Annotated in this window: 24 protein-coding genes and 2 pseudogenes; 7 read left to right on the top strand and 19 right to left on the bottom strand. The window is 50.2% G+C overall.

Annotated features, from left to right (window positions below; genetic code table 11):
• Positions 1-8: 8 nt before the first annotated feature.
• Both nirD and nirB read right to left on the bottom strand, forming a co-directional pair.
• Positions 9-338, bottom strand: coding sequence for a nitrite reductase small subunit NirD (nirD, locus tag Q9O24_06090; protein MDQ7074718.1), 330 nt, complete (start codon positions 336-338; stop codon positions 9-11).
• A gap of 3 nt (positions 339-341) precedes the next feature.
• Positions 342-2,780, bottom strand: a complete 2,439-nt coding sequence (gene nirB, locus Q9O24_06085; GenBank protein MDQ7074717.1) for a nitrite reductase large subunit NirB — start codon at positions 2,778-2,780, stop codon at positions 342-344.
• A 368-nt stretch (positions 2,781-3,148) separates the two neighbouring features.
• Here nirB and Q9O24_06080 point away from each other — a divergent pair, with 368 nt between their 5' ends.
• Positions 3,149-3,643, top strand: coding sequence for a hypothetical protein (locus Q9O24_06080; protein MDQ7074716.1), 495 nt, complete (start codon positions 3,149-3,151; stop codon positions 3,641-3,643).
• Between the two features lie 209 nt (positions 3,644-3,852).
• On the opposite strand, the gene Q9O24_06075 is transcribed toward Q9O24_06080, so the two are convergent.
• The 11 genes and pseudogenes from Q9O24_06075 to ppa all read right to left on the bottom strand — a co-directional run bounded on the left by Q9O24_06075 (position 3,853) and on the right by ppa (position 14,111).
• The gene (locus Q9O24_06075; GenBank protein ID MDQ7074715.1) at positions 3,853-4,536 is read right to left on the bottom strand and encodes a hypothetical protein; all 684 of its coding nucleotides are present in this window, start codon (positions 4,534-4,536) and stop codon (positions 3,853-3,855) included.
• A gap of 9 nt (positions 4,537-4,545) precedes the next feature.
• On the bottom strand, positions 4,546-5,523 hold the full coding sequence (gene lipA / locus Q9O24_06070) for a lipoyl synthase (protein MDQ7074714.1): 978 nt from the start codon (positions 5,521-5,523) through the stop codon (positions 4,546-4,548).
• On the bottom strand, positions 5,516-6,175 hold the full coding sequence (gene lipB / locus Q9O24_06065; protein ID MDQ7074713.1) for a lipoyl(octanoyl) transferase LipB: 660 nt from the start codon (positions 6,173-6,175) through the stop codon (positions 5,516-5,518). Before lipB ends, lipA begins: the two co-directional genes overlap by 8 nt.
• Positions 6,175-6,438 carry a DUF493 domain-containing protein gene (locus tag Q9O24_06060; GenBank protein MDQ7074712.1) on the bottom strand — a complete coding sequence of 88 codons (264 nt, stop codon included), beginning with the start codon at positions 6,436-6,438 and terminating at the stop codon, positions 6,175-6,177. Before Q9O24_06060 ends, lipB begins: the two co-directional genes overlap by 1 nt.
• Positions 6,435-7,308, bottom strand: a pseudogene (locus Q9O24_06055) (D-amino acid aminotransferase). Before Q9O24_06055 ends, Q9O24_06060 begins: the two are co-directional and overlap by 4 nt.
• A 95-nt stretch (positions 7,309-7,403) precedes the next feature.
• On the bottom strand, positions 7,404-8,546 hold the full coding sequence (locus Q9O24_06050; GenBank protein MDQ7074711.1) for a D-alanyl-D-alanine carboxypeptidase family protein: 1,143 nt from the start codon (positions 8,544-8,546) through the stop codon (positions 7,404-7,406).
• Positions 8,547-8,666: 120 nt separating this feature from the next.
• Positions 8,667-9,482 (bottom strand): septal ring lytic transglycosylase RlpA family protein, encoded by an 816-nt coding sequence (locus tag Q9O24_06045; GenBank protein MDQ7074710.1) that lies wholly within the window; start codon positions 9,480-9,482, stop codon positions 8,667-8,669.
• A 1-nt stretch (position 9,483) separates the two neighbouring features.
• Positions 9,484-10,479: a lytic murein transglycosylase B gene (gene mltB / locus Q9O24_06040; protein ID MDQ7074709.1), complete on the bottom strand. Its 996-nt coding sequence runs from the start codon at positions 10,477-10,479 to the stop codon at positions 9,484-9,486.
• 4 nt (positions 10,480-10,483) lie between these two features.
• Positions 10,484-11,566 (bottom strand): rod shape-determining protein RodA, encoded by a 1,083-nt coding sequence (rodA, locus tag Q9O24_06035; protein MDQ7074708.1) that lies wholly within the window; start codon positions 11,564-11,566, stop codon positions 10,484-10,486.
• A 61-nt stretch (positions 11,567-11,627) separates the two neighbouring features.
• Positions 11,628-13,496, bottom strand: coding sequence for a penicillin-binding protein 2 (gene mrdA / locus Q9O24_06030; GenBank protein ID MDQ7074707.1), 1,869 nt, complete (start codon positions 13,494-13,496; stop codon positions 11,628-11,630).
• A gap of 78 nt (positions 13,497-13,574) precedes the next feature.
• Entirely contained in the window at positions 13,575-14,111 is a 537-nt protein-coding gene (ppa, locus tag Q9O24_06025; protein ID MDQ7074706.1) for an inorganic diphosphatase, read from the bottom strand.
• Positions 14,112-14,605: 494 nt separating this feature from the next.
• Between ppa and Q9O24_06020 the strand changes: the two genes are divergently transcribed.
• From Q9O24_06020 to Q9O24_06010, 3 genes are all read left to right on the top strand, one after another.
• Positions 14,606-15,199 carry a rhodanese-like domain-containing protein gene (locus Q9O24_06020; GenBank protein ID MDQ7074705.1) on the top strand — a complete coding sequence of 198 codons (594 nt, stop codon included), beginning with the start codon at positions 14,606-14,608 and terminating at the stop codon, positions 15,197-15,199.
• A 180-nt stretch (positions 15,200-15,379) separates the two neighbouring features.
• The gene (locus Q9O24_06015; GenBank protein MDQ7074704.1) at positions 15,380-15,970 is read left to right on the top strand and encodes a hypothetical protein; all 591 of its coding nucleotides are present in this window, start codon (positions 15,380-15,382) and stop codon (positions 15,968-15,970) included.
• Positions 15,948-16,193, top strand: a complete 246-nt coding sequence (locus Q9O24_06010; protein ID MDQ7074703.1) for a LysM peptidoglycan-binding domain-containing protein — start codon at positions 15,948-15,950, stop codon at positions 16,191-16,193. Before Q9O24_06015 ends, Q9O24_06010 begins: the two co-directional genes overlap by 23 nt.
• A 63-nt stretch (positions 16,194-16,256) precedes the next feature.
• On the opposite strand, the gene Q9O24_06005 is transcribed toward Q9O24_06010, so the two are convergent.
• Complete coding sequence (locus Q9O24_06005; protein ID MDQ7074702.1) at positions 16,257-16,490, bottom strand: hypothetical protein; 234 nt, start codon at positions 16,488-16,490, stop codon at positions 16,257-16,259.
• A gap of 32 nt (positions 16,491-16,522) precedes the next feature.
• Positions 16,523-17,467 (bottom strand): zinc ABC transporter substrate-binding protein, encoded by a 945-nt coding sequence (locus Q9O24_06000; GenBank protein MDQ7074701.1) that lies wholly within the window; start codon positions 17,465-17,467, stop codon positions 16,523-16,525.
• Between the two features lie 66 nt (positions 17,468-17,533).
• On the opposite strand from Q9O24_06000, the gene znuC reads away from it, so the two are divergent.
• Positions 17,534-18,301 (top strand): zinc ABC transporter ATP-binding protein ZnuC, encoded by a 768-nt coding sequence (gene znuC, locus Q9O24_05995; GenBank protein ID MDQ7074700.1) that lies wholly within the window; start codon positions 17,534-17,536, stop codon positions 18,299-18,301.
• Complete coding sequence (locus Q9O24_05990; protein ID MDQ7074699.1) at positions 18,294-19,079, top strand: iron chelate uptake ABC transporter family permease subunit; 786 nt, start codon at positions 18,294-18,296, stop codon at positions 19,077-19,079. Before znuC ends, Q9O24_05990 begins: the two co-directional genes overlap by 8 nt.
• Before the next feature lie 63 nt (positions 19,080-19,142).
• On the opposite strand, the gene Q9O24_05985 is transcribed toward Q9O24_05990, so the two are convergent.
• Together Q9O24_05985 and Q9O24_05980 are read right to left on the bottom strand one after the other, a co-directional pair.
• The gene (locus Q9O24_05985) at positions 19,143-21,368 is read right to left on the bottom strand and encodes a FecR domain-containing protein (GenBank protein MDQ7074698.1); all 2,226 of its coding nucleotides are present in this window, start codon (positions 21,366-21,368) and stop codon (positions 19,143-19,145) included.
• Between the two features lie 164 nt (positions 21,369-21,532).
• Positions 21,533-22,837, bottom strand: coding sequence for a tetratricopeptide repeat protein (locus Q9O24_05980; protein MDQ7074697.1), 1,305 nt, complete (start codon positions 22,835-22,837; stop codon positions 21,533-21,535).
• 220 nt (positions 22,838-23,057) lie between these two features.
• On the opposite strand from Q9O24_05980, the pseudogene htpX reads away from it, so the two are divergent.
• Positions 23,058-23,922 (top strand): annotated as a pseudogene (gene htpX, locus Q9O24_05975) (protease HtpX).
• 18 nt (positions 23,923-23,940) lie between these two features.
• On the opposite strand, the gene phnN reads toward htpX, so the two are convergent.
• Together phnN and Q9O24_05965 are read right to left on the bottom strand one after the other, a co-directional pair.
• A complete protein-coding gene (phnN, locus tag Q9O24_05970; GenBank protein ID MDQ7074696.1) occupies positions 23,941-24,546 on the bottom strand; it encodes a ribose 1,5-bisphosphokinase in 606 nt (201 codons plus the stop codon).
• A 52-nt stretch (positions 24,547-24,598) separates the two neighbouring features.
• Positions 24,599-25,120 carry a gamma carbonic anhydrase family protein gene (locus Q9O24_05965; GenBank protein ID MDQ7074695.1) on the bottom strand — a complete coding sequence of 174 codons (522 nt, stop codon included), beginning with the start codon at positions 25,118-25,120 and terminating at the stop codon, positions 24,599-24,601.
• Between the last annotated feature and the right edge of the window lie 114 nt (positions 25,121-25,234).

Here is a 25,234-nt window from a genome sequence, read left to right as displayed (position 1 = left end):
ACGACCTCCTACTCTGCCAGTGGTTCTGGGGTCAATTGCAACTGCACCTGACCCGCTTCAACCCGCACCGGAAACAAATTGGCACAGCCTTCGTCCACGCCCAGTGCTTTGCCACTGGTGAGATCAATTTTCCAGTTGTGCAGCGGGCAGGTGACGGAATTGCCGTGCATAATGCCCTGCGACAACGGCCCTTGTTTGTGCGGGCAAGCATCTCGAATCGCATAAACCTGATCATCCGAACCGCGAAACACGGCAATCTTCAAATCACCTTTATTCACCACCCGAGCACCCAAAACGGGAATCTGATCCAATGCCACTACGTTAATCCAATTGCTCATAACCTAAACCTCCACAACTTCAATGGAACGGAATTCATTCTCTTCTGCACCTTCAGCACGCGCTTTCCAAGGGTCAATCTGAGACTGTTTCTGTCCCACTTTAAAACGCTCATGCAGACGTTTGCGCTCCGCTTCGTCTTCCACCACACATTGCTTAATATGTTCCAGCCCCACTCGTTCCACCCACGGTGCGGTGCGTTCTAAATAGTGCGCCTCTTCACGATAAAGCTGGGTGAAAGCACCACAATATTCCAGCACCTGCTCTTCCGTATCAATCTTGCAGAGCAGATCGGTCATGCGCAGTTTAATCCCGCCGTTGCCACCGACATGCAGCTCGTAACCGGAATCGACACAGACCACCCCAAAATCTTTAATCGTCGCCTCAGCGCAGTTACGCGGGCAACCGGAGACCGCCAGCTTAAACTTATGCGGCATCCACGACCCCCACGTCAGCTCTTCCAGCTTGACCCCAAGGCCGGTGGAGTCTTGAGTACCAAAACGACACCACGTTTTGCCCACACAGGTTTTCACCGTTCGCATCGCTTTACCATACGCATGACCTGAAACAAAACCGGCAGCGGAAAGGTCTTTCCACACCAGCGGCAGATCTTCTTTTTTGATCCCCAACATATCAATCCGCTGGCCACCGGTGACTTTCATCTCCGGCACATCAAATTTATCGCAGACATCCGCAATCGTACGCAGGTCTTTCGGGGTACAGAGACCACCAAACATGCGCGGGATCACCGAGTAAGTGCCGTCTTTTTGAATGTTGCCGTGCGCCCGTTCGTTGATAAACCGCGATTGAGCATCGTCTTGATACTCTTCAGGCCAACGCGCCAAAAGATAATAATTCAGTGCAGGACGACAGGCGGCACAACCGTCTGGGGTCTTCCATTCAAAGAAATCAAACACCGCTCGCATGGATTTCAGTTCATGCGTTTTGACCGCCGAGATCACATCATCGTGGCTGTGCTCGGTGCAACCACAGAGTGCCTTTTTACTCGGTGCAGCGCTGTAACCTTCACCGACGGTGCTGGCCAATAAAGACTCCACCAAGCCGGTACAGGAACCACAGGAGGCTGATGCCTTGGTGTGGGCGCGCACATCGTCCAAGGTAAACAGGCCTTGGGTCTGAATCGCACAGACAATCTCACCCTTGCTAACGCCGTTGCACCCGCAAATCTCAGCGCCGTCGGATAACATCGCCACCCGCGCTTCATCACCGTGTCCGGCATCACCCAAATCGTGCTGACCAAACATAATGGTGCTGCGGAAATCACTGATGTCGGTGCCTTCACGCAGCAGTTGGAAATACCACGTACCGTCCATCGTGTCACCGTACAACACCGCACCCTTGATGCGGTTGTCGCGGATCACCAATTTTTTGTAGACCCCTTGCGAGGGATCTTGCATCAACAAAACCTCATCGCCTTCGCCTTCATTAAAATCACCGGCGGAGAAAAGATCAATGCCGGTCACTTTCAATTTGGTCGAGGTAACGGAACCCTCATAAAGGCTGTAACCCAACTGAGCCAAATGGTTAGCACAAACTTTCGCCTGCTCAAACAACGGAGCCACCAAGCCGTAGCAGTTGCCACGATGCTGAACACACTCACCGACGGCGTAAATTTTAGGGTCATAACTCTGCATGGTGTCGTTCACCACCACGCCGCGCTCGCAGTAAACACCCGAATTTTGCGCCAATTCGATGTTGGGGCGAATACCCACCGCCATCACCACCAGATCTGCATCGATCTTCGAACCGTCGGCAAACTGTACCGCCGTAACCCGCTCATCACCCAAGATCGAAGCCGTCTGCGCTTCCATCATAAAGGTCATACCCCGCTCTTCGAGCGAGGCTTTTAACATGGCCGAAGCCGGAGGATCCAACTGACGCTCCATCAAGCTGTCGAGCAGATGCACCACGGTCACATCCATGCCCTGTTTCATCAGGCCATTGGCGGCCTCCAGCCCGAGCAGACCACCGCCGATCACCACCGCTTTTTTATGCTGCTGTGAAGCGGCCAGCATGGTGTCAACATCAGCAATGTCTCGAAAACCCAACACACCTTGTTTATCAATGCCCGGCAGAGGAATCATAAACGGGTTGGAACCCGTGGCCAAAATCACGCGGTCGTAATCGGCGGTGGTGCCATCGGCACACACCACCCGCTGTTGAACACGGTCAATTTCGGTGACCAGCTTGCCCGTATGCAGAGTGATGTTGTTTTCCGCGTACCATTCAGGCGTATTCAAAATAATATCGTCGATGGTCTGTTCACTGGCCAGCACAGGCGAGAGCATAATACGATTGTAATTACCGTATGGCTCCGAGCCAAAGACGGTGATTTCATATTTCTCTGGCTCCAGCTTCAGCAGCTCCTCAACCGCACGCATACCTGCCATGCCGTTACCCACCAGTACCAAACGTTGTTTCATTTTTTTGACCTCGACAAATGCCCACTTGAGGGGCTTTAAAGATTGATTTGTTACTTAAAAAGCAAAATACATACCACTTAAAGATATATGTTTTTTAATTAAATAAACTATTGATTATTAATTACTTTTATAAAACACTTCTCTATTGACCCATCTGAATAATCTTAAATCGGGCATAAATTAGTGCCTAGACAAAAAAATGCACCAATTTGGTGCTGACAAAAAACCCCTGAACAACACCCCACTACCGCAATTGAGGTATGAGCTAAAGCAGCACAACTGATCTAATCAAGACACCACAGTCCACCTTAATGGCTACACTTCAGCGTAGTCAGGAACTGAATTGTACAACAGGCAAAGGAAAGCCCATGACACTCAAAAAAATCTTTTATATCCCCCTGTCGATTTTTCTCTTCGGCCTCAGCGCTCTGGCCAGCGCCGTTGCCGAACACGGTGCAAGAGACCCCCACCCGCAGCAAGTTGATCCAGTTGGTCATGAGATTTTTTTCAACGCCGCTGGTCTCTATCTGATTCAACTGCAAAATGACGATGTTCTTGTTGTACAAGCCGATGCCATTCTGGACAAAAAGGTCTGGGAAAAAGCCTCTGGAGGGAAACACGACCATTACAATCTCTTTGCCAAAGACAAAAACTACATCTGCCAATTGATCAGCCAAAAAGAGAAACAAGATGCGGTCGATAAGATGCTAACCGACTACAGCCAACAGGTGAAAACGGTCTTTGATCAACGTCGCAAAGCAGCCACTGAGAAAAAAATTGCCAATCAAGAGTTACCCAAACAGGGGTTGAAAGACAGCAGCGCAAGGGTAGTGAGCATGTCAATACACACATGGTCGGGCTGACTTCTGGGCAATATAAATTAGCGTGCAGTAAAACCTAGGCGAGCATAACCACCATTTAATCCATCCAACTGTAGGGGCAATCCCTTGTGGTTGCCCTAATTACGATTGATTATTGTTTTGGGCATACACAAGGGATGCCTCTACGGGTACGGCAAAAATTTGTGCTTACGTTCAACAAAACCGTTTTAAGCAACGAATAAAAAATCAACCTACAAAACCTCTTCAACCTCTTCAGCCACCACCTGCTTATCAATCTCTTCCCGAATCCGACCAAAGTCCGCTGGTCTAACGTACTGCATCAGCTCTTTGCCTTCATCGTCTACAGTAATCGCCAATCCCTGTTTGGGGTAGAGCCAATACGCGATGTTCTCTTTTAAAGTAATCTTCTCATCCGGCAAACCAAAACGACGCAATAACAGCTCAGGCTCCCAATTGATCGTCGGCAAATAATTCAGGCTGCGAATTTTCCAATCCACAATGGTGTTCAGATCCGCCTCGGTCAGCTCGTATTTCAATGAACCACTGGGCATAGGAGAACGACTCACATTGCGCTTGGCAAACTCTATTAACTGCGCTTGAGTCGCCTCAACCTCACAGATCAAACCCACCCGCAGACCCGACAACAACACATTTTCAAAATAGGCTTCCAGAGCAAGCTCATTATCTGGGTTTTGAAACAGGCCAACGCTGGCCGGTTTGGCCACTTTGACCCGCGCCTCTTGCAAAATCGATTGACCCAAAGTCAAACCAAACACCTTCAAATCACCGTTAGCCAACACCTCATGCTGCCACGGCAGATCCGTCATGCGATAAGTGCGATCACTGGGAGCCAACACCCAAAAAAGCCAAACCAACACCGGCAGAGCCAGCAACGTATATTTTAATATTCTCATGTTGATTCTCTACTCCACCGCACCGGCTGACATCGCCTGCTGATCGGCATGATAGGACGAGCGCACCATTGGCCCACTGGCCACATGCTGAAAGCCCATCTTTTTCCCGATCAACGCCAACTCATCAAACTCCTCAGGAGTGACAAAACGCGCCACCGGCAGATGATCGCGGCTCGGTTGCAAATACTGCCCCAAGGTCAACATCTCACAGCCGTGGGCGCGCAGATCCAACATCACCTGCTCCACCTCAGCCAGCTCTTCACCCAAACCCAACATCAAACCGGACTTGGTAGCGATGCCCTTAAAGCGCGCCTTGAAATTTTTCAGCAGATCCAACGACCACTGATAATCCGAGCCAGGACGAGCGGCTTTATAAAGGCGCGGCACCGTCTCCAAATTGTGGTTAAAGACGTGGGGCAAATTCTGACCCAAAGCCTCCAGCGCCACTTCCATACGACCACGAAAATCAGGCACCAAGACCTCGATCTGAATTTTAGGATTAGCCGCTTTAACCTCAGCAATGCACTCGGCAAAATGCCCTGCACCGCCGTCACGCAGATCGTCCCGATCCACCGAAGTGATCACCACATACGAGAGCCCCATCAGCTGAATGGTCTGCCCCAACTGCTTGGGTTCATCTTTATCCAACGGGTTAGGCCGACCGTGAGAGACATCACAAAAGGGGCAGCGACGGGTGCAGATGTCACCCATAATCATAAAGGTCGCCGTACCGTGGCTGAAACACTCGCCCAAATTGGGGCAGTTAGCCTCTTCACAAACGGTGTGCAAATTTTTCTCGCGCAGCAGCTTTTTCAACTGCTGTACTTTGGGATCACCTTGATGGGCGGCGCGAATCCAGCGCGGTTTACGCACCATTTTTTCGGTGCGTTTGATCTTCACTGGAATGCGCGACAACTTGGCCGCGCCCCGTTGGTGGTGTTCAGGATCAAGGCGAGAGGGGGCAGTAACGGAGGTTTTATCAGACATAATCGTTAGGAAATTCAGTGGTAAAATGAGGGCTATTGTAACCCAGTTCCATCAGCAAATGCTCGCTCAGACGCGCTCGCACCTCAGCCAAAGAATCTTCCACACCCAAATCGTGCAGCCGCGTCACCTTCAGACCCTGATAACCACAGGGATTGATGCCCGCAAAGGGGCTTAAATCCAGATCGACGTTCAAACTCAACCCGTGATAACAGCGCCCGTGGCGCACGCGCAAACCGAGCGCGGCCACTTTAGCCGCATCAACATAAACCCCCGGCGCATCTGCTCTGGCCAGTGCCGTAATATCGTATTCCGCCAGCAGCTTAATCACGCTCTGCTCCATCAACGTCACCAACTGGCGCACGCCCAACTTACGTCGGCGCAGATCCAACAACAGATAGAACATCAACTGACCAGGTCCGTGGTAAGTCACCTGCCCACCGCGATCCACCTGCAAAACAGGAATATGACCGGGGTTGAGCAGATGCTCTGCCTTACCCGCTTGGCCTTGGGTAAAGATCGGCTCATGCTCCAGCAGCCAAAATTCATCGAGACTCTCTGGTTGACGCTGATCGGTAAAATTCTGCATCGCGTGCCAGATCGGTTCGTAATCACACAATCCCAATTGACGCACAATCAAATCATCTTGAGCCATCACAGCGCCATTAACACCTGCTTACTGGCGGTCAAGGCACGGTAAATGTCATCCAAATGCTGCTGACTGGTGGCGTTGACCGTCACCGTCAGCGAGGTGAATTTACCCTTGCTGCTGGGGCGATTTTTCACCGCACCCTCACCCAGATCAGAAACGTGCTGGCGCACAATGGAGATCACCAAGGCTTCAAATTCAGTGGAGTTTTTGCCCATCACCTTGATAGCAAACTGACAGGGAAACTCAATTAAACTCTCTTCGCTCATGATTTATCCTCCTGCAGACGACACTGTTGGCGTTTAAATATTTGATAACAGTCCCGCAGGGTCTTCCAAACCTTCCCTGGCAGACCGGAACCCACAGGCTGACCGTCTAACTGCGTTACCGGCACCACCTCACGGGTCGAGCTGGTGAGCCAAATCTCATCTGCACTCTGTAACTGCGCCAAAGGCACCTCCTCTTCTCGGTGGGGCAGACCGTATTCAGCGGCCAGCTCCAAGACCAGATCACGGGTCACGCCTGGCAGCAGTTTGGCACTTTTCGGTGGCGTGATGATCACCCCTTGCTCAACAATAAAAAAGTTACTCGCCGAACCTTCGGTAACCACAGCCGGTTTTCACCAGCAACGCTTCACTGGCACCGGTTTCATAGGCCTGCTGTTTAAGCAGCACATTGGGCAACAGAGCGATGGTTTTCAGATGGCAATACTCCCAACGAATGTCGTCCATCGTCACCGCTTTGATGCCATTGTTTATCACCTCAGGCGACAGAGGAAGAATCGGGTTGCTCATGGAGAAAACCGTTGGCTGCATCGGTTCTGAGACCACATGATCGCGCCGTGTCTGCACCCCTCGCGTCAACTGCAAGTAGACGTTCTGCTCTGGCTCGCTGCTGTGATCCACCACCTGCTGCAAAATGTGTGTCCACTCAGCCTCGCTGTGCGGATTGGCCAGACGAATGCCATCCAAACTGCGCTGCAGACGCGCCAAGTGCTGCGGCAGACGGAACAGCTCACCGCCGTAGGCGGGAATCACTTCGTAAACACCGTCACCAAACAAAAAACCACGATCCAAAACCGATATTTTCGCCTCAGATAAAGGCAAAAACACACCGTTCAAATAGGCCACGCCACGCATAACTGCACCTCTTTCCAACGTTAAATCAATCTTCAACAACGAAAAAGCGCAGCCAATGCTGCGCTTTCCCTAAGCAAGCATACCGATGAGATTAGTTAAAACGAGTCAATGGACTCCAACACCGTATCCCAACTGCGCTGGAAGAAATTGCCCTCAGGCACCTCTTTCAACGCCACCAACGGCTGCTCTTTCACCAATTTATCAAACAGATGCACCTGCACTGTACCCAAGGCCGTGCCTTGTGTTATCGGAGCGGTAATCGGCTCTTGCAACTCCATATTGGCTTTCAAATCGCCGTACTGATCACGCGGAATGGTGATGTAAAAATCATCACTAACGCCCAACGGCAACTCACTCACTTCGCCCTTCCAGATCCGTGCGCGATTCAACACCTGATCTTTGCTGTACAACTTGTAAGTACGGAAAAAGCGGAAACCGTAATCCAGCATCTTCTGACTCTCACGAGCACGGGATTTTTTGCTCTTAGCGCCCAATAAAATCGAAATCAGACGCATCTCACCCCGTTTCGCCGAACTGGCCAGACAATAACCGGCGGATTCGGTGTGACCGGTTTTCAGACCATCAACGCTGCTGTCACTCCAGAGCAGTTTATTGCGGTTGTACTGCGGAATGTTGTTATAAACAAACTGCTTTTCCGCGTACATTTTATACTGTTCAGGAAAGTTATTAATCAGTGCGCGCGCCAGCTTGGCCAGATCTCTCGCGCTGGTGTAATGCTCTGCGTGAGGCAAACCGGTGCTGTTCATAAAATGCGTATCAGACATGCCCAAGCGATCCGCATAGAGATTCATGTGACTGACAAAACTGTCTTCGCTGCCCGCCACAAACTCCGCCAGAGCCACACTGGCATCGTTACCTGATTGAATGGTCAAACCACGCAGCAGATCTTTCACCGACACCTGTTTGCCCACTTCAATGAACATGCGGGAGCCTTTCATACGCCAGGCTTTTTCACTGATGGTCACCAAGTCAGCGTCGTTAAACGTGCCTTTTTCCAACTCATTGTAAACCACGTAAGCGGTCATCAGTTTAGTAATGCTGGCAGGCTCAATGCGCGCACTCGACGCACGATCCATCAAGGTATGGCCACTGTCAAAATCAATCAACAAGTAACTTTTGGCCGCAATCGACGGCGGAGCCGGAATCGGCATTGGTGCTGCATTCGCCACTAAGGTGAAAAAAAACAGCACCAAACTAAGAAGTGTTGCAACAAACAAGTGCCTACCGTTTTTCAGCTCAGAGGCAACTTCAGAAATAGAAAACATGTGGGTAATAATCACTCTGCTAAAGATCAAAAAGGGAAGAATGGTAACGCGCTTCCAAATAAAAAGGTAGATCTAGTCCGCATCGCGCAATAATGAGTAAGAAAATATACCCTCTTGTTCCAAGCTCTGCGCCACTTGATCGGCCTGCTGCTGATTTTGCAAAGGCCCAATACGCACCCGATAAAGCTTAGTAGGATCACGGGCGGCATAAAGCGTTACACCCTGACGACGGAAGAGACGCTGCAAACGACGCTGCATCGCCCATGCATTAGCCTCTTCACGGTAAGCTCCCACTTGAATCGACAACCCCACTGACTCATTTGATTCAACTTTATCGAATTCTCGTTTTTCGCCCTCAGAGGAGAGATCCAAAGCCCGCACCTCAACCCGCCCCGTACCGGTAGCCAAAATGCCCAACTTAGCCGCAGCGGCGTAGGAGAGATCAATGATGCGCTTGGCGTGAAACGGGCCACGATCATTAACCTTGGCAATGATCTTACGACCGTTGTCCAGATGGGTAATTTCAACGTAAGTTGGCAGAGGCAAGCTGCGATGTGCCGCCGTCACAAGATACATATCAAAGGGTTCGCCGCTGGAGGTGCGGCGACCGTGAAATTTGCTGCCATACCAAGAAGCAATGCCCTTCTCCTGATACCCCTTGCTGCTCGGCATGACGTAATAACGTTTGCCAAACACCACATAAGATTTGGGATTACCGTACCGGCTGCGCGGCTCCATCTTAGGAATTGGGTCACGAATCTGAGACGGGTCTAAAACTCGACCCGGCCCATCGCCCTCATCGGGTTTAAGCGTTGTCCCACCGCACGCACTCAACAGCAGCGCAAACAACAGAACAAAAGGAAAACGCATCACTGCGAGAGACAGCACACTACTTAATCATCTCTTGTTGACGCTTTTTAGCGATCTCTTCACTCAATTGATAGACCGCCATCGCGTACATGGCACTGTGATTGTAACGGGTAATGACATAAAAATTATGCCGCCCCAACCACACATCTGCGCCCTTTTTTTGTACAAATTCAGTAACGCTAAAGCGCTCACCTTTTTTGGCATCAACAGCAAAACCGGCTTTTTTCAACTGCCGTGCAGAGCGTTTTGGTTTCAGTTTTTTACTCAACAGCGACTTATAAGCATCCCCTTCGGGAAACAGCTGTTCCGTAACGGGCTGTCCCATTTTCCAGCCGTGACGCTTAAAGTAGTTGGCTACACTGCCAATCACATCGGATTTACTGTTCCAGAGATCTCGTTTGCCATCACCATCAAAATCCACCGCGTACGCACGATAGCTGCTGGAGATAAACTGCGGCATCCCCATCGCTCCAGCGTAAGAACCGGTCACCTTAAGCACATCAATAGACTCTTGCTCTTGCAAGAGTAAAAAGTGCTCCAACTCTTTGGTAAAAAATTTAGCCCGCTTGGGGTAATCAAAGGCCAAAGTGATCAACGTATCCAACACCGGCAGCGTACCCCAGCGTTTACCGTAATAAGTTTCAACGCCAATAATGGCCACAATGATCCTAGCGGGTACACCGAATTTTTTTTCCGCTCGTTCCAGCAAAGCGCGGTTGTCCCGCCAAAAGGCCACGCCTTTATTGATGCGATTGTCGGTCAGAAAAATACGCCGATACCGGTGCCACTGCATAACGCCTTCCGCCGGTTTGGCCATCGCTTTTAACACGACGTTTTGTTTCTCAGCGCCGCGAAATAACTCGGTCAACATCGCCTTATCCAGTTGATGTTTTTTTACCATCTTCTGAATAAATTGACGCACATCTTGACGATCACTGTAAGACGCTTGCGTTAACGAAGCGGCCAACAACAACACCGAACCCACAATACCCTGCAAAAGTTTACTGTTTTTCATATCCCTATCTTGCCAATAGTCGTCGATCTGATTGAATGGACATAAGAATGCCGAAACCCACCATTAGGGTCACCGCAGAGGTTCCCCCATAACTCACCAGCGGCAACGGCACTCCCACCACGGGTAACATGCCGGTCACCATACCAACATTCACCACTAAATAAACAAAAAATGTCATGCTCAAACTGCCTGCCAACATACGCGCATAACGATCTTGCGTCTGTGCAGCAATCATGAGGCCACGCACCACCACCAACAAATAGAGCAGCAGCAGCACCACCACCCCAAACCAGCCAAACTCCTCGCCAAACACCGCAAAAATAAAATCCGTCGAACTCTCTGGCAAAAAATCCAGCTGCGACTGCGAGCCGTTCAACCACCCCTTGCCATACAACCCCCCACTGCCAATGGCAATTTTAGATTGAATGATGTGATAGCCCGACCCCAAAGGATCGGATTCAGGGTTTAAAAAAGTCAACACCCGTTGCCGCTGGTAGGCGTGCATAAAAAAGTACCACATCACCGGCACCATCGCTCCAGCCACAACCAACAGACCGACGATCAAACGCAAACGCATACCCGCAAAAAAGAGCACAAAAAAACCGGCACTGCCAACCAAAATCGCCGTACCCAAATCCGGCTGCATACCGATCATCACGCAAGGCACCAGCACCAACAACATCGCCATCAAAATACGCACCGAACGGGGCGGCATGGCAAAGGCACTCAAATACCAAGCCACCATCATCGGCACTGCCAATTTCATCACCTCCGCAGGTTGAAAACGGATAAAACCAAGGTTAATCCAACGCTGTGCGCCTTTGCCCATTTCACCAAAAAACAGCACCGCCAACAGAGCCAGCAGGCCAAGCAGAAACAGCCACGGCGACCAGCGTTGCAAGGTTTGTGGTGAGACCTGCGCCAACAGCAACATGCCCACATAAGCCGCACCCAAATGCATTGCCTGTCGATTAACAATTCGCACACTCTCACCACTGGCGCTGTACAACACCAGCAAACCCACACCACAGAGCAGGCTGATCAAGATCAACAGAGACCCATCCAGATGAAAAAACTGCAAGATCATCCGCGACAGAGATGTAGGAGGGTTATTCTGACGTCGATCGTAACCGTAATAAGCCATCGACCTACTGCTCCTTCCGTGAGGAGGCAGCCCCTTCATCAAGATAATAATCTAAAATTTTACGCGCAATCGGTGCCGCCACCGAACCACCGCCGCCACCGTGCTCCGCGATCACAGCCAAAGCAATTTTCGGCTGATCAAGCGGCGCAAAAGCAACAAACAGAGCGTGATCCCGCAGTTTATAAGCCAAGGTTTTGGCATCGTATTTTTCATCTTGCCCCAAGCTGTAAACCTGTGCTGTACCGGTTTTTCCAGCAATCCGATAGGACGCATTAAGAGCCGAGCGTCGCCCTGTCCCTTGAGGTGCATACATGACGCTCTCCATAGAGTGAATCACCGCCTGCCACGTTTGCGCTTTAATGTCATTCAACGGCGTTAACAACTGACTGCTGCTCAACTTCACTTCACCGCCCAAAATATCTTGTGACCCCATCAATAAGTGTGGCTGTACTCGTCGCCCCTTGCTGGCAATCACCGACGTTGCCACCGCCAACTGCAACGGTGTAACCGTCATATAGCCTTGGCCAATGCCGGTAATGATCGTCTCTCCTGGATACCACGACTGTTTGCGATTGCGCTTTTTCCAAGCACGTGACGGCATAATGCCACTCGCTTCACCAGGAACATCAATGCCAGTACGATGACCAAAACCAAAGCGCTGCATAAAAGGTGAAAGCCGATCAATGCCCAGCTTCAAAGCCAAATCGTAAAAATAAACATCGCAAGATTGAGCAATGGACTGCTCCAAATTAACCAAACCATGACCGCTGCGCTTCCAGTCTCGGTAACGGCGCGCTTCATTGGGCAATCGATAAAACCCCGCACAAAACACACGATCATGGACTGAAACCACACCCTCTTCCAAACCAATCACACCCATCATCGGTTTGATCGTTGAACCAGGCGGGTATTGACCCGACACACTGCGATTGAAGAGCGGTCGTTCATCATTGTTACGCAATAAATCGTAATTTTTCTGGCTGATGCCATTTACAAATAGATTCGGATCATAAACCGGCTTACTGACCAAAGCCAAGACCTCACCGGTGCGCACATCCACCACCGCTGCCGCTCCGCTGTAATCGGCTAAGGCTTTTTCTGCTGCCGCCTGCAAACCTGAATCCAAGGTCAAATAGAGGTTTTTACCTGGCAAGGGGGCTTTTTTATCCAGTTCCTGCACCACTCTCCCCTGCACATTGACCTCTACCTGACGAAAGCCCACTTGGCCATGCAGCAAATTTTCATAATATTTTTCAATGCCTGTCTTGCCCGTATGGGTTGTGCCACTGTAACGAGCACGATCCAATTTTTTAGCTTCACGCTCATTAATTCGTCCCACATAACCAACCGTGTGTACGGCCAACTCTTTCAGTGGATAACTTCGATTCAGACGCACCACCACCTCAACCCCCGGAAAAAGGTGGCGATGCACTGAGAATCGAGCCACTTCCTGATCGCTCATATTAAAACGTACCGGCACCCCCTCTGAAGCACGTTTACGTCGATTGAGTTTTTTAAAGCGTTTGATGTCACGTTCACTCAAAGAGACGTACTGCTGCAACTGCTGCAAAGTCTCTTCCATTGAGGCAACTTCTTCGGCGGTAATCTCCAAACGATAGCTGGGAAGGTTTTGCGCCAAGACCACCCCATTACGATCAAAAATTTGCCCCCGAGTGGGGGCAATCGCCATCAGACGGACGCGATTTTTAGTAGAGAGGGTTAAATAATGTTCGTGATTGACTTTTTGCAGCAGAAATAGCCGTGCCAGCAAGACCACAATGATCAAACCGCACAACAGCCCAGCCAAAATCGCACGCTCACGAATGACTCGGGCTTCCCCACTGAAGTCACGTATTCGATCTCGTCGAGCCATAAACGCCACTCTATTGAAAACACCAAGAGAGACAAAACAATCCTGATTTCAAAATGGGATAAAACATGTGCTCAACAACTAGGTCGCATCATTTCCATAGCGAGTTATTGAATCAACAATCTCTTGTTTAGCCGCTGCTGCATCAGCCCAACCGTCCACCTTGGCCCACTTACCCGGCTCCAAAGCTTTGTACTGCTCGAAAAAATGAGAAATCTCATGCAAAAAGGTTTCGGGCAAGTCTTCCAGTTCATGCACATCTTTATACTGGCGGGTCAATTTATCAATGGGTACTGCGATGATTTTGGCATCCACACCGGATTCATCTTCCATACGCAGCATGCCCACCGGACGTACGGCAATAATCGCGCTGTTCAGCAAAGGCACCCGAGTGATCACCAACACATCCACCGGATCACCGTCTTCGGACAAGGTGTGGGGCACAAAACCGTAGTTGCATGGGTAATGCATGGCGGTACCGAAAAAACGATCCACAACCAACCCCCCGCTCTCTTTATCCAGCTCATACTTAACTGGCTCACCTTGTGCTGGGATTTCAATCACAACGTTCACTTCATCTGGAACGTTGTCACCAATGTCTAACTTATCCAAGTTCATAACGCACTCACTTCATCCGTCGAAAAGAAGGCATTATACAAGCATTCTCAATCCTAAGTGGCAGCAACAGAAACATTGCAAAATCGAGGCTCTGAATCACATTTAAAAGCTTTTAAGCATAAATCCTACAAAATTCTCAAGAATGCCAGATAGTGGTAACCGTTACTCAGACCTACGGTGAGTCCGTCTATTGACCTCATCCAGCCACTGTGAAAAAGTTAACCCGTTGTGACAACAACAGCAAAAAGGGGTCTGAAAAGAGCCTGTTACCGATCTCCGAAAAAAAGAAGATGGGTATGCGAAGATGAAATCTCTCGATAAAAAGAGACACCAAATCGAGACTTAAACAGCTGTAGATCTCCACTCACAACAACGTGATGGAGAGAGACAAAATGAAATGATCACCCATACAATAACCAGGGTAGGAGGTTCCAAGGGCGATGAAATTTAAACTCATAACTTTACCAATTCTTGGCTTAGCAGCACTCTTTTCTATGCAGAGTGTCCAAGCTCGTTCCGTTAACATTTCACCAGAGTTGCCTTACGTGGACATTACCTATTTTGGTAAAAAAGTCCGTATCGAACGTATTCAAGACCAGAAACACAAACTCACCAACGGCTTTGCAAAAACCTCACGCAAATGTCCTCCTTTCTGCGTTCAACCGATGAAAGCAGCCCCTGGGGTACGCACGGTTGGCGAAATGGAAGTGCTTGACTTTCTGCTCACCAAATCCAAAGACGGCAGCGGCATGTTGATCGATGCACGCACCCCACAATGGCATAAAAAGGGCACCATCCCCGGTTCCGTTAACATTCCCTTTACCATCACCAGCGCACCAGCGGACGACCCCAACTTAGGTCAAGTCCTGAAAGCACTGGGAGCGAAGAAACAAGGCGCGGATCTTTGGGATTTCCGCAATGCCAAATCACTGCTGCTGTTTTGTAACGGCCCTTGGTGTGGTCAATCCCCCCGTGCGATCAAAGGTCTGATGCGCGTCGGTTACCCACCTGAAAAACTGCACTACTTCCGTGGCGGCATGCAGACGTGGCAACTGCTGGGACTCACCGTGGTAAAACCGGGTAAATAACCCAGTTTCGACAGATGACAATCATTAAAAGGCATGCAGAACACTTCATGCCTTTTAATACCTAAAAGTGAAAAAGAGTTATACTGACGTTCACTTAAAAACAGTGTGATTTATAAACCCCATTGGTCAAGCGTCAATTACGCTTCGACAGACCTTTTTTTACTCGGCGGAGGGAGCAACATGAAAATTTCGCTCACCGTTTATTCGGCAATCATATTCACAAGTTTGCATTCAATGCCGCTGTTGGCGGCCACCGACAACGGAGACGCACTGTCTTCGATTGAACGCGCTATTTTAAAAGCAGCCGGAACGGAAGTAGCTGAACCCGTAGAAATCAATGCTGAAGCAACAAAAGCCCCAAAAGCCGCTGTTGTGGTCAGTAAACCAGCACCAAAATCCAAAGCAGAACTTAAACCTGAAATCAAAATCACCACGGCTCCCATGGTCAGCGCACCCGCTGAGTCCAGTGGCGATGTCAGTCTAGACTCCTCCTTTCTCTCCATTCAGCAAGCCATATCCAATGCGGTTGATGAAGAAGCAGGGGCAAAAGAAAATACCAACAGCCTAGCAGCCGAGCTGGACAAAGAGGCCACCGAAACCGAGCTGATTCAAAATGCGATTCAAGGTTTCAGTGCCACCATCAACGACTCTAACGATCCTTATCTACAGAGTCTAAGCTCCGAAGTGGATGATGAAGGGGAGACAGTCGCTGATAGTGGTGATGATACCGAACCGAGTGTTGACCTCAATGCAACAGGCGACGCGCAGTGACAATGTTCTTACTGCGCCCACCTTCACTCTGCCGGTATTGGTTGAAGAGACCACCTCTCAAGCCACCATTACGGTCAAACCAGGTGAAAGTCTATCGGGTATTGCAGCTCGTCTTTATGGCGATGCACAAGCGTATCAACGTCTATTTGATGCCAATCGTGACATCATTTCGGATCCTAACAAAATCCAGCCCGGACAGAAATTGCGTCTACCAACCCGTTAAACGCATTGCTCCAATAGACTTCAACCAAGGGAGGAATTTATCTTCCCTTTTTTTGTCTGCTGTTCAGTGAATCACCACCTTCAACTCCATAAACTCAGGCGCGTAATCGTATGGCGAGTCCATTAGCGGGTTCATCAAAGAGCGCAACCAGTACAGCGCACTGGCCATTTTTTTAGGATCATCGAGAAAAAAATCGAACACCACTTTAGGCTCTGGATAAGGGGTCTCCTCGTATTTGGCTTCCGCCATAACCCCAACAGAATTCAGACAAAACAGCAGCAACAGTAACATTTTCATCGTTTCTCTCCTGCTAGAGTCAAAGTATAGGTCTAATCTGATAAACAACTCACCAACTGCGCCGTTAAACGCCGCATCAAATCAAAATAGAGCGCCTCTCCAGCGGGCAAATCAGCCCCCAAGGGATCCAATACGTCAACTTTAATCGGCAAATTAGCCACCACCGAATTCAACAGACGGGCATCGTACTGCGGTTCAAAAAAAGCACAACGAATGGCATCAGACTGTATTTTTTTACGCAACAAGCGCAGCCGCTTTGCCCCCGCTCTCTGGCTCAAATCCAACACAAGCGCCCCCGTTGCTGCCAAAGCGTAACGGCGCTCAAAATATTGATAAGCGTCATGATAGACCAAGTAGGGTCGATTCTGAATCGGCGCCAAGCGCAACTTAATTTCCAAATGCAAGGCCTGTAACTGTTTCAGAACTCGTTCCGCATTGGCCTTGTAGCGCTCTTGATTACGGGGATCACGCTGACTTAACAGCACCGCCAAACGCTGCACAATACGTTTCGCATTAAAAGGATCCAACCAAAGATGAGAGTCTATCTTCACCCCCTCATCCAACAACTCCGCCACGCCACCATGATTATGATCGTGATGCCAGACACCGCCGTTTCGCAGCGGCAACCGCAACAGACTCGGCTCCTGTAACAAGCTCAAACTCTGCACCGAAACGGGCAACTGCCCAACCACTTTGGCCAGCGAGGATTCCACTGTAGCGCCCAGCCACAGCAGAATATCTGCTTGTTGCAACATACGAATGTGACTCGGCTTCAGTGAAAAATGATGCGGCGAAACCCGACCTTTAATCAACAACTGCGGCTCTGCCACCCCCCGCATCACCGCACTGGCTAGAGAATGCAGAGGCTTAATGGAAACCACCAGCCGAATCGCCGCCTCAGAACGAGCCTCTTGGCTTACGGACAAAACCACCCACAATAGAAACAGCATCCACCTATTTTTTAAAATAAAGCGCATTTCCCTCACCACACCCCTCAAAAGATCAGTAAAATCAGCCCGAATGCATCAACCCAAAAGCCCAGCATGACAAACAAGCACTCAATAATTCTCAAATGCGACCAGCTCAGCCATCAGTTTCAAGGCCAAGAGGTACTGAAAAACATCAGTTTTGAACTGCGCGAAGGAAAAATCCTCACCCTCATCGGCCCCAATGGCTCTGGCAAAAGCACACTGATCCGCCTTTTGCTCGGCCTACTCAAACCGCAACAAGGCCAGATTTACCAGCGCCCCGACCTACGCATCGGTTACATGCCGCAAAAGCTGCACATCAACCCCAGCCTACCTCTCACCGTGGCACGATTTCTCACCCTGAATATGCCAGTTGACTTATCGCAGCAGCAGACTATTTTAGAACTCACTGAAATCCAAGCCATTTTGCACAAACCGTTGCAAAAAGTCTCCGGCGGCGAGATGCAGCGCCTGCTGCTTGCTCGTGCTCTGCTGCGCGAACCGAACTTGCTGGTACTGGATGAACCAGCGCAAGGCGTTGATATCAACGGCCAACAAGAGCTGTATCGCATCATCGCCCAAGTACGTGACGAACAGGGTTGCAGCGTCTTTATGGTCTCCCACGATCTACATCTGGTGATGGCCGCCAGCGATTTTGTTATCTGTCTGAACCACCATATTTGCTGCACGGGGCACCCCGAATCGGTCAGTCAGCACCCTGAATACCTGCGCCTGTTTGGCGCTCTGGACAACAGCATGGCACTCTACAACCACCACCACGACCACCAACACGACCTGCACGGCAATATCCTGCCTCATTCAGAGCCAAATAAACATGGATGATTTTATCTACCGCGCCATCCTTGCCGGTCTGTTGGTCGCGGTGGTCGCAGGCCCCATGGGCTGTTTTGTCGTCTGGCGACGCATGGCCTATTTCGGTGAAGCCATCTCGCACTCGGCGCTGCTTGGCATCGTTTTGGGTTTTCTTATGGGCTTATCTCCCACCTTTGGCGTACTGTTGATCACCGTTGGTCTAGGGCTGTTTTTAGCCCTTTTGCAACGCTGGCAACCGCTGGCCAACGACACCCTCTTAGGTATTTTTTCCCACACCAGTCTCTCGTTGGGGCTAGTGGGGTTGGGCTTTCTTGAAAACCAACAACTGGATCTCTACGCCTTTCTGTTTGGCGATATTTTATCGGTCACCAACGAAGAGCTGTGGATTATGGCTGGGGTTAGCCTGCTAAGCCTGCTTGTGCTGGCCTATCTGTGGCAACAACTGCTGGCGGTCACCCTGCACGAAGAACTGGCTCAAGTTGAAGGGGTTTCACTGTTTCGCAGCCACGTCGTCTTTGTCATGTTGATTGCGGTATTGGTGGCCGTAGCGCTCAAAGTGGTGGGTATTTTATTGATCACTTCTCTATTGATTATTCCCTCTGCTGCGGCACAACGGCTGGCCAACAGCCCCGAACAGATGGCGTTTGGCTCCATTGTGATTGGCGCTCTGTCGGTTTTAATCGGCATTCAAGCGTCCCTTTGGTGGGACAGCCCAACCGGCCCTTCCATTGTGGTCACCGCCAGCCTCTTTTTTCTGCTCTCCAATTTATTGCCACGACGACACTAAAACAGAACAGATAAAAAACGGTGGCCTAAGCCACCGTTTTTTATCAATCACCGTCACCTGTTTTTAAGGCGCAGTAGCAACAAAAGTCCCACTGTACGCATTATCTTCACCCGCCAAAGCGTAACTGCTCAACAGGCCTTGTGCCTGCGCACCGACAAAGTTCACACTGGCACTGCCGCTCAAGGGCTGAGTAACAGAAGTCGCCGTAATATAATTACCATCTAAAACAAGGCCACCCTGAGCTGCGCTGCTCAACGACGTCGGCGCAATGCTCTGCGCACTCAAGGTTTCAGTACTGTCCATAAAATCCGCGCTGATTTCATATTTATCAATCTGCATAGCACCAAAATCAACCTCTACCTCAACAGAGGTCAATTGCCCCGTATTGACACTGGGGCTATGTGCAGTAGACAAGGTTCCACCCACAATCGTGGTGTAATTAACCGTACCACTCAACGCACGTAACTGATCAGCAGTGGTCACTTGAGAGCCATAAACATAATGCACACTGGAACCATTGCTCTGTTCAACATCGTTAGAGAACGCTCGCCAATCGCCTTGCCAACGCCCCCAACCCACATCCACTCCCGCAACCTGCACCAAACCGGTGTCTCTTAACAGAGCATTGCCTGCTAAAAACGCAACTCGGTTCTCTTGCCGCCCCAACGCTGAAACGGCATTATCCACCCGTTGACCTGAAGCAATGTCAGTACGCTGCTGCTCAACTGAAAAAGCACCGTTTGCTTCACCTGCTTGCACCCCCGAGCTGTTGCCAGAAAACTGACCGGAAGCGGATTCTGACGACCAAGCGGCCAACGCAACTGAACCGGCAACGGGTGCACTGCCCCGTCCACCCACCACACCCACAGAATTAAACTGTTCTTCTGGATTGGCCTGTTTACCTACGGCATTAGGCTGTTCAGAAACCGTTGTCGTGATAGTTGACAACATGCTGACAGAAAGTTGATCCGCATCAGGATGCATGTTGCTCAAACTCGCCATGATGCCCTCAACACCCTCAGAATCATCACCACCGCTCGCGGGCATATCCGCATCGAACACCACCCCAGGAGGAGCTAACAAAGGCCGAGCCTGGGAGGCCGCGGTAGCAACATGAAAATATTCATCATTGTTGAACACTTTCTCCCCCGCATCGTTGCTCACCACAATGCTGCCATCCACAACACCGCCATAAAGTCCGCTTTTACCTGCACCACAACCGGAATCACAAAGCTGCAAACCGTAATGAGTACCCCGAATGCCGATGGTCGCCACCCGAGTTGCAACCCGATAATTAGATTTGTTCAGGTGCCCCACCGCGCCAGTAATGGTGCGAAATCCCCCGCGCAAGAGGCGGAAGAAACTCCGCTCACGTCCGTTTTCACTGCCTTCGTAACGGTACTCCTCGATTTTAAACTCCGTTGAAGGGCGCAAAGCCAATAAAGCACCGTCTTTCATGCGTAACTGAGTGGTGCCAGCAGAACCAGTGATCAAGGTATCCCCAACATAAACTCGGCTGTTACGGTTCAATGAACGCAGCGCACCGGCATCCCGACGCGCCTGCAAAACAGAGGTGGTCATCAACACACGACCAACCGAGTTGGCCAAGGGCAAACTCACCTTGGCCACCACGGGCATCGGTTTAGCGGACTGCTTTTTAGGTAAGGTTACAACGGGCTGACCTAAGGTTTCCGTGGAAACCACTTGACGCATCGGTTTCGTAACACTCTTCTCGGTTAAGTAAGACGGCAGAGTTAATAGCGCTCCAACCCTCAAACCACGCACCTTGCCGCCCGCAAAAGCACTGGGATTAAGGCGCAGCAGATCAGCAACCAAATTTTCTTGAAGACGTTTGTTACCAGGAGCCAAACGGCGCGCGATGATGCTCAGCGACTGGCCACGTTTGACTTTCCAACCACCGTCAGCCGATTGATTTAAAGAGGCGGACGTTTGTTTCGCTCTTAGCAACGGTTTATCACCCTTGAGGGTGTAACGCGGCAACTTAAGGCGAGCACCTGCCGATAAACTGTCCGCTTTTCCAGAAGGAAATGCATTTTCGTTCAAACGAACCAACGCCTTGCGTAAACGAGCCTGCTGTTTGCCCTTATTTGGATAAAGTTGGCGAGCAATGGAGTAGAGTGTATCGCCCCGTTTTACCTGCCAATAACCCGTTGAACGAGCGTTATCCGCCAAATTTGCTGCCGCAACCGGCGTTATCAACCACGATGTCGGCAACATCACTGCTGCAATCACGGCGGCGAGCCATAGGTTTTTACTTGTTGTACGCATGGCTTATCCTCAACCTAGTTAGTTCATTCCTGAAAACAGTATCAGCACCTTCTTAAGGTGAAGTTATCTCCTAACTGTCAAAGCTCCATCCTTCGAGCGAACAGAAAAAAGATAACGCATCGCCTTAACCACAACCGTGACGAAGATAACATTCTTTTCTAATACTAATTTATCTCATAGCGCAGACGAAGATCGCCATAAAGACGATCGTATCGGCCTAAAGCCGAATTGGAGTCATTCACCAAATAGCTCGCTCGGCCACGAAGACTCCATTCCTTAGCAAACAACCACGCCCAATCGGCACTCACATTGATGTAATCGTCTTCGCGATTTTTTTTATCATCGGTCAAGTCAAGGTGCGCACCAAATTGGCTGCGCTGATAAGAGAGACTACTGGAGAGGGTCGATTTTGGCGTCAGAGTAAACTGCGCCCCCGCCTTTAAACCAAAATAATCCCGCTCCGCAGTTGCTTGCGCTTCCAAGGTAGACTCATCGGGCTTCTCCAAGCCCAAATAGCCATTCACAAACAACACCGGTGACAAAGCAGATACGAAATTCTCCGTTAACCCCAACCCCCAAAGCACACCGCTTGAGTTACGCACCGAATCCACGGGGTAATCCAATTTACTCAATTGAGCAAAAGAGGAGAGTTGGCGCTGCTGGTCCAAACGACGACGCCACTGACCATTTAACGCCGCTGTATTACGAAACGCCTCACCATCCAACAGATATTGGCTTAACTGGCCACTCCATTGATAACGATCTTGTTTTTCTATAAAAACCATACCGCCATTCAACTGCACCGTACCATTATCGAAGGTTTGCTCCTTGGCATAACCTCGATAATCAAGCGCACCAGACACAAAAAAGGAGCGTCCTTGAGTGAGAGGACGATTGAAACGATACAGCCCCGACAAAACAGCGTAGCCATCTTCTCGCTTCACACTGTTTGCATTCAAGCGCACATCCAATGCCCCTAAGCTAATCCGCTCATCACTGGGTGCTGCATTAAGATTCGAATCATAACCTGCCCCCAGTTCAATAAAACCTTGCGAGGTGGTGCGATAACGTCCCGACTTAAGGCGAATGGCGTCCATATAGCGTTCAATTTTTGCCTTAACCTGAGAGGGCGGGCGGCTTTTCAACACCTGTTTAAACTCGTGTCGAGCCCGATCGTACTCTTCCAGTGCAAAATAACCACGCGCCAACTCCAAGCGAGCCGCGCGATTATTCGGCTGCAAGGCCAAAACCCGTTCCAGCGCAAACACACCCTGACCGCTGTTGCCAGAATCAATGGACAGCATAGCATAATAATAATCAAATTCTGGATCACCTTCCATCTCTTTCAGGTGTTTTGTTGCGTAAACGTAACCGTCCATGGTTTGGCGTTCAGTGTGAAACTGCACCAATTGTTGCAACTCAAACTCTGCCACGGCAGGAGCCGACAACAGAGCAGTGCCAATCAACACAAGCGGCCACATTAACTTGACCATGAATTAATACCCCAAAGACATCGAATTACGGTTGCGAATTTAGCAAAAATTCAGCGGCGTTTATAGCATTAATTGCCCGACCCAGTGCGATAACGAGACAAAACCAACCCTCTAAACACGCTGCTGGCTTGAACTTTAGCCCACCGCCCCCATCTTATGGGGACGTATTTATGCAGCCCAGGAAAACAGAAAACTTATGAAACGCATCGTGCTCTTTTTAGCCACCAATCTGGCCATTGTACTGCTGCTCGGCATTGTAATGAGCCTGTTCGGAATCAAGTCCAACAGCATCGGCGGCATGTTGTTTATCGCCTTTGCTTTTGGCATGGGCGGTTCGTTTATCTCGCTGGCACTCTCTAAATGGATGGCCAAACGCTCCACTGGCGCGCAGGTGATCGAACACCCCAGCAACCACACCGAGCGCTGGTTGCTGGAAACAGTACAACGCCAAGCCACCCAAGCTGGAATTGGAATGCCCGAAGTGGCCATTTACGACTCTCCCGAAATCAACGCCTTTGCCACCGGCATGAAAAAGAACAGCTCCTTGGTCGCAGTCAGCACTGGCCTCTTGAACGACATGAGCCAAGACGAAGCGGAAGCGGTACTGGCGCATGAAGTCAGTCACATTGCCAATGGCGACATGATCACCTTGGCGCTGATCCAAGGCATCATCAACACCTTCGTTATTTTTGTTGCCCGCTTGATCGCCAGCGCCATTGACTCAGCCCTTTCCAGCAATGATGAAGAAGGCGAAGGCTTGGGTTTCTTTGCCTATATGGCGGTGGTGTTTGTTCTGGAACTGATACTGGGATTTTTTTGCCAGCACCATTGTTGCCTGGTTTTCACGCAAACGCGAATACAGCGCCGATGCAGGTGCAGCACGTTTAAGTTCTCCACAAAAGATGATCGCTGCTCTGGAACGGCTGAAAAACAACCAACCCTCACAACTGGACGGTCAGTTGGCGGCGTTTGGTATCGCCAGTGGCGGCGGTTTTTCGCGCTTCTTCTCCAGCCATCCGCCTTTAGAAGAGCGCATCGCAGCCTTACGCACCCAACTCTAAACCCTCTTTTTTTCAACTTCAAACCGAATCGGTCAACAGCAAAAGCAGCTGTTCGACCGCTGTTTCCAACTCCGCATCGTTATGCAACGTCATCAACTTAGGGTGAATGAGCTGATCGTACTGCTGCGCCCGTTGCAATCGCAATTCGATAGACTCTCCCCCCTCTCGGCCTCGATTTAACAGACGCTGGCGCAAGGTTGATGCAGAAGCGGATACCAAAATGGGGCGCAGATCATACTGCCTGCTCGCCTCGGCCAAATATTCACGCGAGCCGTTAATCACCACATTCAGCCCCAACTGCAACCAGTGGTCAATCTCAATACCGATGCCATAACGGAAACCGTGACTTTGCCAAGAGAGCGAAAACAACCCCAAACGCTGCCGAGTGCGCCACTCCTGCTCGCTCAATACAATGTGATTTTCCGCCTCTGGAGCAGCCGGACGGGTGATGTAACGATGGGCAAACAACACCGAATCATCAAATTGCAAACGCTGTCGAGCGGCGGCCATCAGCGCATCCTTACCCACCCCCGAGGCCCCCATCAGATAAAAAAGGCTGCCAACCTTAACCCCTTCCAGTTCCGAAGTTCGCGCCTCATAACCGCCTTCATGATCATCAAACATAAAATACTCCTTCAACAACCCAATACATTCACCTCAAGCATCGTGCCCCAGATCAATAACGATCTTTAAGACGTTGATAATGCTCTGCCGAGTAACGCAAAAAGCGGCGTTCTTTATCGCTCAAAGGACGTACCCGTTTGGCCGGTGAACCCAACCACAAATAACCGCCTTCCAATACCTTGCCAGGAGAGACCAAACTGCCCGCCCCCAACATCACTCCAGACTCTAAAACAGCACCATCCAAGACAATCGCCCCCATGCCGACCAAGACATAATCTTGCACCGTGCAGCCGTGCAAAATTACCTTATGCCCCACGGTCACACCGTCACCGATCAGCAAGGATTTTCCACCTGGTGCGTATTCGCTGTCGTGACTGACGTGCAGCACCGAGCCGTCTTGAATGTTGCTGTGTGCACCGATGCGAATTTTTTCCACATCACCGCGAATCACCACCGTCGGCCAAACCGAACTCTGCTCACCGATGTGGACATCACCAATCACCACCGCATCCGCATCAATATAAGCGCTGGCTGCAATGGTGGGCTCTATTCCAGCAAAAGGGCGAATCGACATAACAGCTCCTCAATCGTTGTTTATCACATGGGCTTTTCACCATAGCATTTAAATTCCGCTCTGAAACTTTTTTACCGGCATAAAAAAAGCCCTCATCTAAGTGAGGGCTAAAGG

The sequence above is a fragment of the Gammaproteobacteria bacterium genome (assembly GCA_030949385.1).
Taxonomy (GTDB): Bacteria; Pseudomonadota; Gammaproteobacteria; order JAUZRS01; family JAUZRS01; genus JAUZRS01.
This window is presented reverse-complemented; position numbering and strand designations above follow the sequence as displayed.

What these genes read in the sequence shown, in the direction of transcription:
- Q9O24_06075 (MDQ7074715.1), bottom strand. Translation starts at nt 4,536, where the DNA reads ATGAGAATATTAAAATATACGTTGCTGGCTCTGCCGGTGTTGGTTTGG.
- nirB (MDQ7074717.1), bottom strand. Translation starts at nt 2,780, where the DNA reads ATGAAACAACGTTTGGTACTGGTGGGTAACGGCATGGCAGGTATGCGT.
- znuC (MDQ7074700.1), top strand. Translation starts at nt 17,534, where the DNA reads ATGACAAACAAGCACTCAATAATTCTCAAATGCGACCAGCTCAGCCAT.
- Q9O24_06020 (MDQ7074705.1), top strand. Translation starts at nt 14,606, where the DNA reads ATGCAGAGTGTCCAAGCTCGTTCCGTTAACATTTCACCAGAGTTGCCT.
- Q9O24_06060 (MDQ7074712.1), bottom strand. Translation starts at nt 6,438, where the DNA reads ATGAGCGAAGAGAGTTTAATTGAGTTTCCCTGTCAGTTTGCTATCAAG.
- mltB (MDQ7074709.1), bottom strand. Translation starts at nt 10,479, where the DNA reads ATGAAAAACAGTAAACTTTTGCAGGGTATTGTGGGTTCGGTGTTGTTG.
- Q9O24_06005 (MDQ7074702.1), bottom strand. Translation starts at nt 16,490, where the DNA reads ATGAAAATGTTACTGTTGCTGCTGTTTTGTCTGAATTCTGTTGGGGTT.
- lipA (MDQ7074714.1), bottom strand. Translation starts at nt 5,523, where the DNA reads ATGTCTGATAAAACCTCCGTTACTGCCCCCTCTCGCCTTGATCCTGAA.
- Q9O24_05985 (MDQ7074698.1), bottom strand. Translation starts at nt 21,368, where the DNA reads ATGCGTACAACAAGTAAAAACCTATGGCTCGCCGCCGTGATTGCAGCA.
- mrdA (MDQ7074707.1), bottom strand. Translation starts at nt 13,496, where the DNA reads ATGGCTCGACGAGATCGAATACGTGACTTCAGTGGGGAAGCCCGAGTC.
- Q9O24_06010 (MDQ7074703.1), top strand. Translation starts at nt 15,948, where the DNA reads ATGCAACAGGCGACGCGCAGTGACAATGTTCTTACTGCGCCCACCTTC.
- nirD (MDQ7074718.1), bottom strand. Translation starts at nt 338, where the DNA reads ATGAGCAATTGGATTAACGTAGTGGCATTGGATCAGATTCCCGTTTTG.
- phnN (MDQ7074696.1), bottom strand. Translation starts at nt 24,546, where the DNA reads ATGTTTGATGATCATGAAGGCGGTTATGAGGCGCGAACTTCGGAACTG.
- Q9O24_06015 (MDQ7074704.1), top strand. Translation starts at nt 15,380, where the DNA reads ATGAAAATTTCGCTCACCGTTTATTCGGCAATCATATTCACAAGTTTG.
- ppa (MDQ7074706.1), bottom strand. Translation starts at nt 14,111, where the DNA reads ATGAACTTGGATAAGTTAGACATTGGTGACAACGTTCCAGATGAAGTG.
- Q9O24_06080 (MDQ7074716.1), top strand. Translation starts at nt 3,149, where the DNA reads ATGACACTCAAAAAAATCTTTTATATCCCCCTGTCGATTTTTCTCTTC.
- lipB (MDQ7074713.1), bottom strand. Translation starts at nt 6,175, where the DNA reads ATGGCTCAAGATGATTTGATTGTGCGTCAATTGGGATTGTGTGATTAC.
- rodA (MDQ7074708.1), bottom strand. Translation starts at nt 11,566, where the DNA reads ATGATCTTGCAGTTTTTTCATCTGGATGGGTCTCTGTTGATCTTGATC.
- Q9O24_05990 (MDQ7074699.1), top strand. Translation starts at nt 18,294, where the DNA reads ATGGATGATTTTATCTACCGCGCCATCCTTGCCGGTCTGTTGGTCGCG.
- Q9O24_05965 (MDQ7074695.1), bottom strand. Translation starts at nt 25,120, where the DNA reads ATGTCGATTCGCCCTTTTGCTGGAATAGAGCCCACCATTGCAGCCAGC.
- Q9O24_06000 (MDQ7074701.1), bottom strand. Translation starts at nt 17,467, where the DNA reads ATGCGCTTTATTTTAAAAAATAGGTGGATGCTGTTTCTATTGTGGGTG.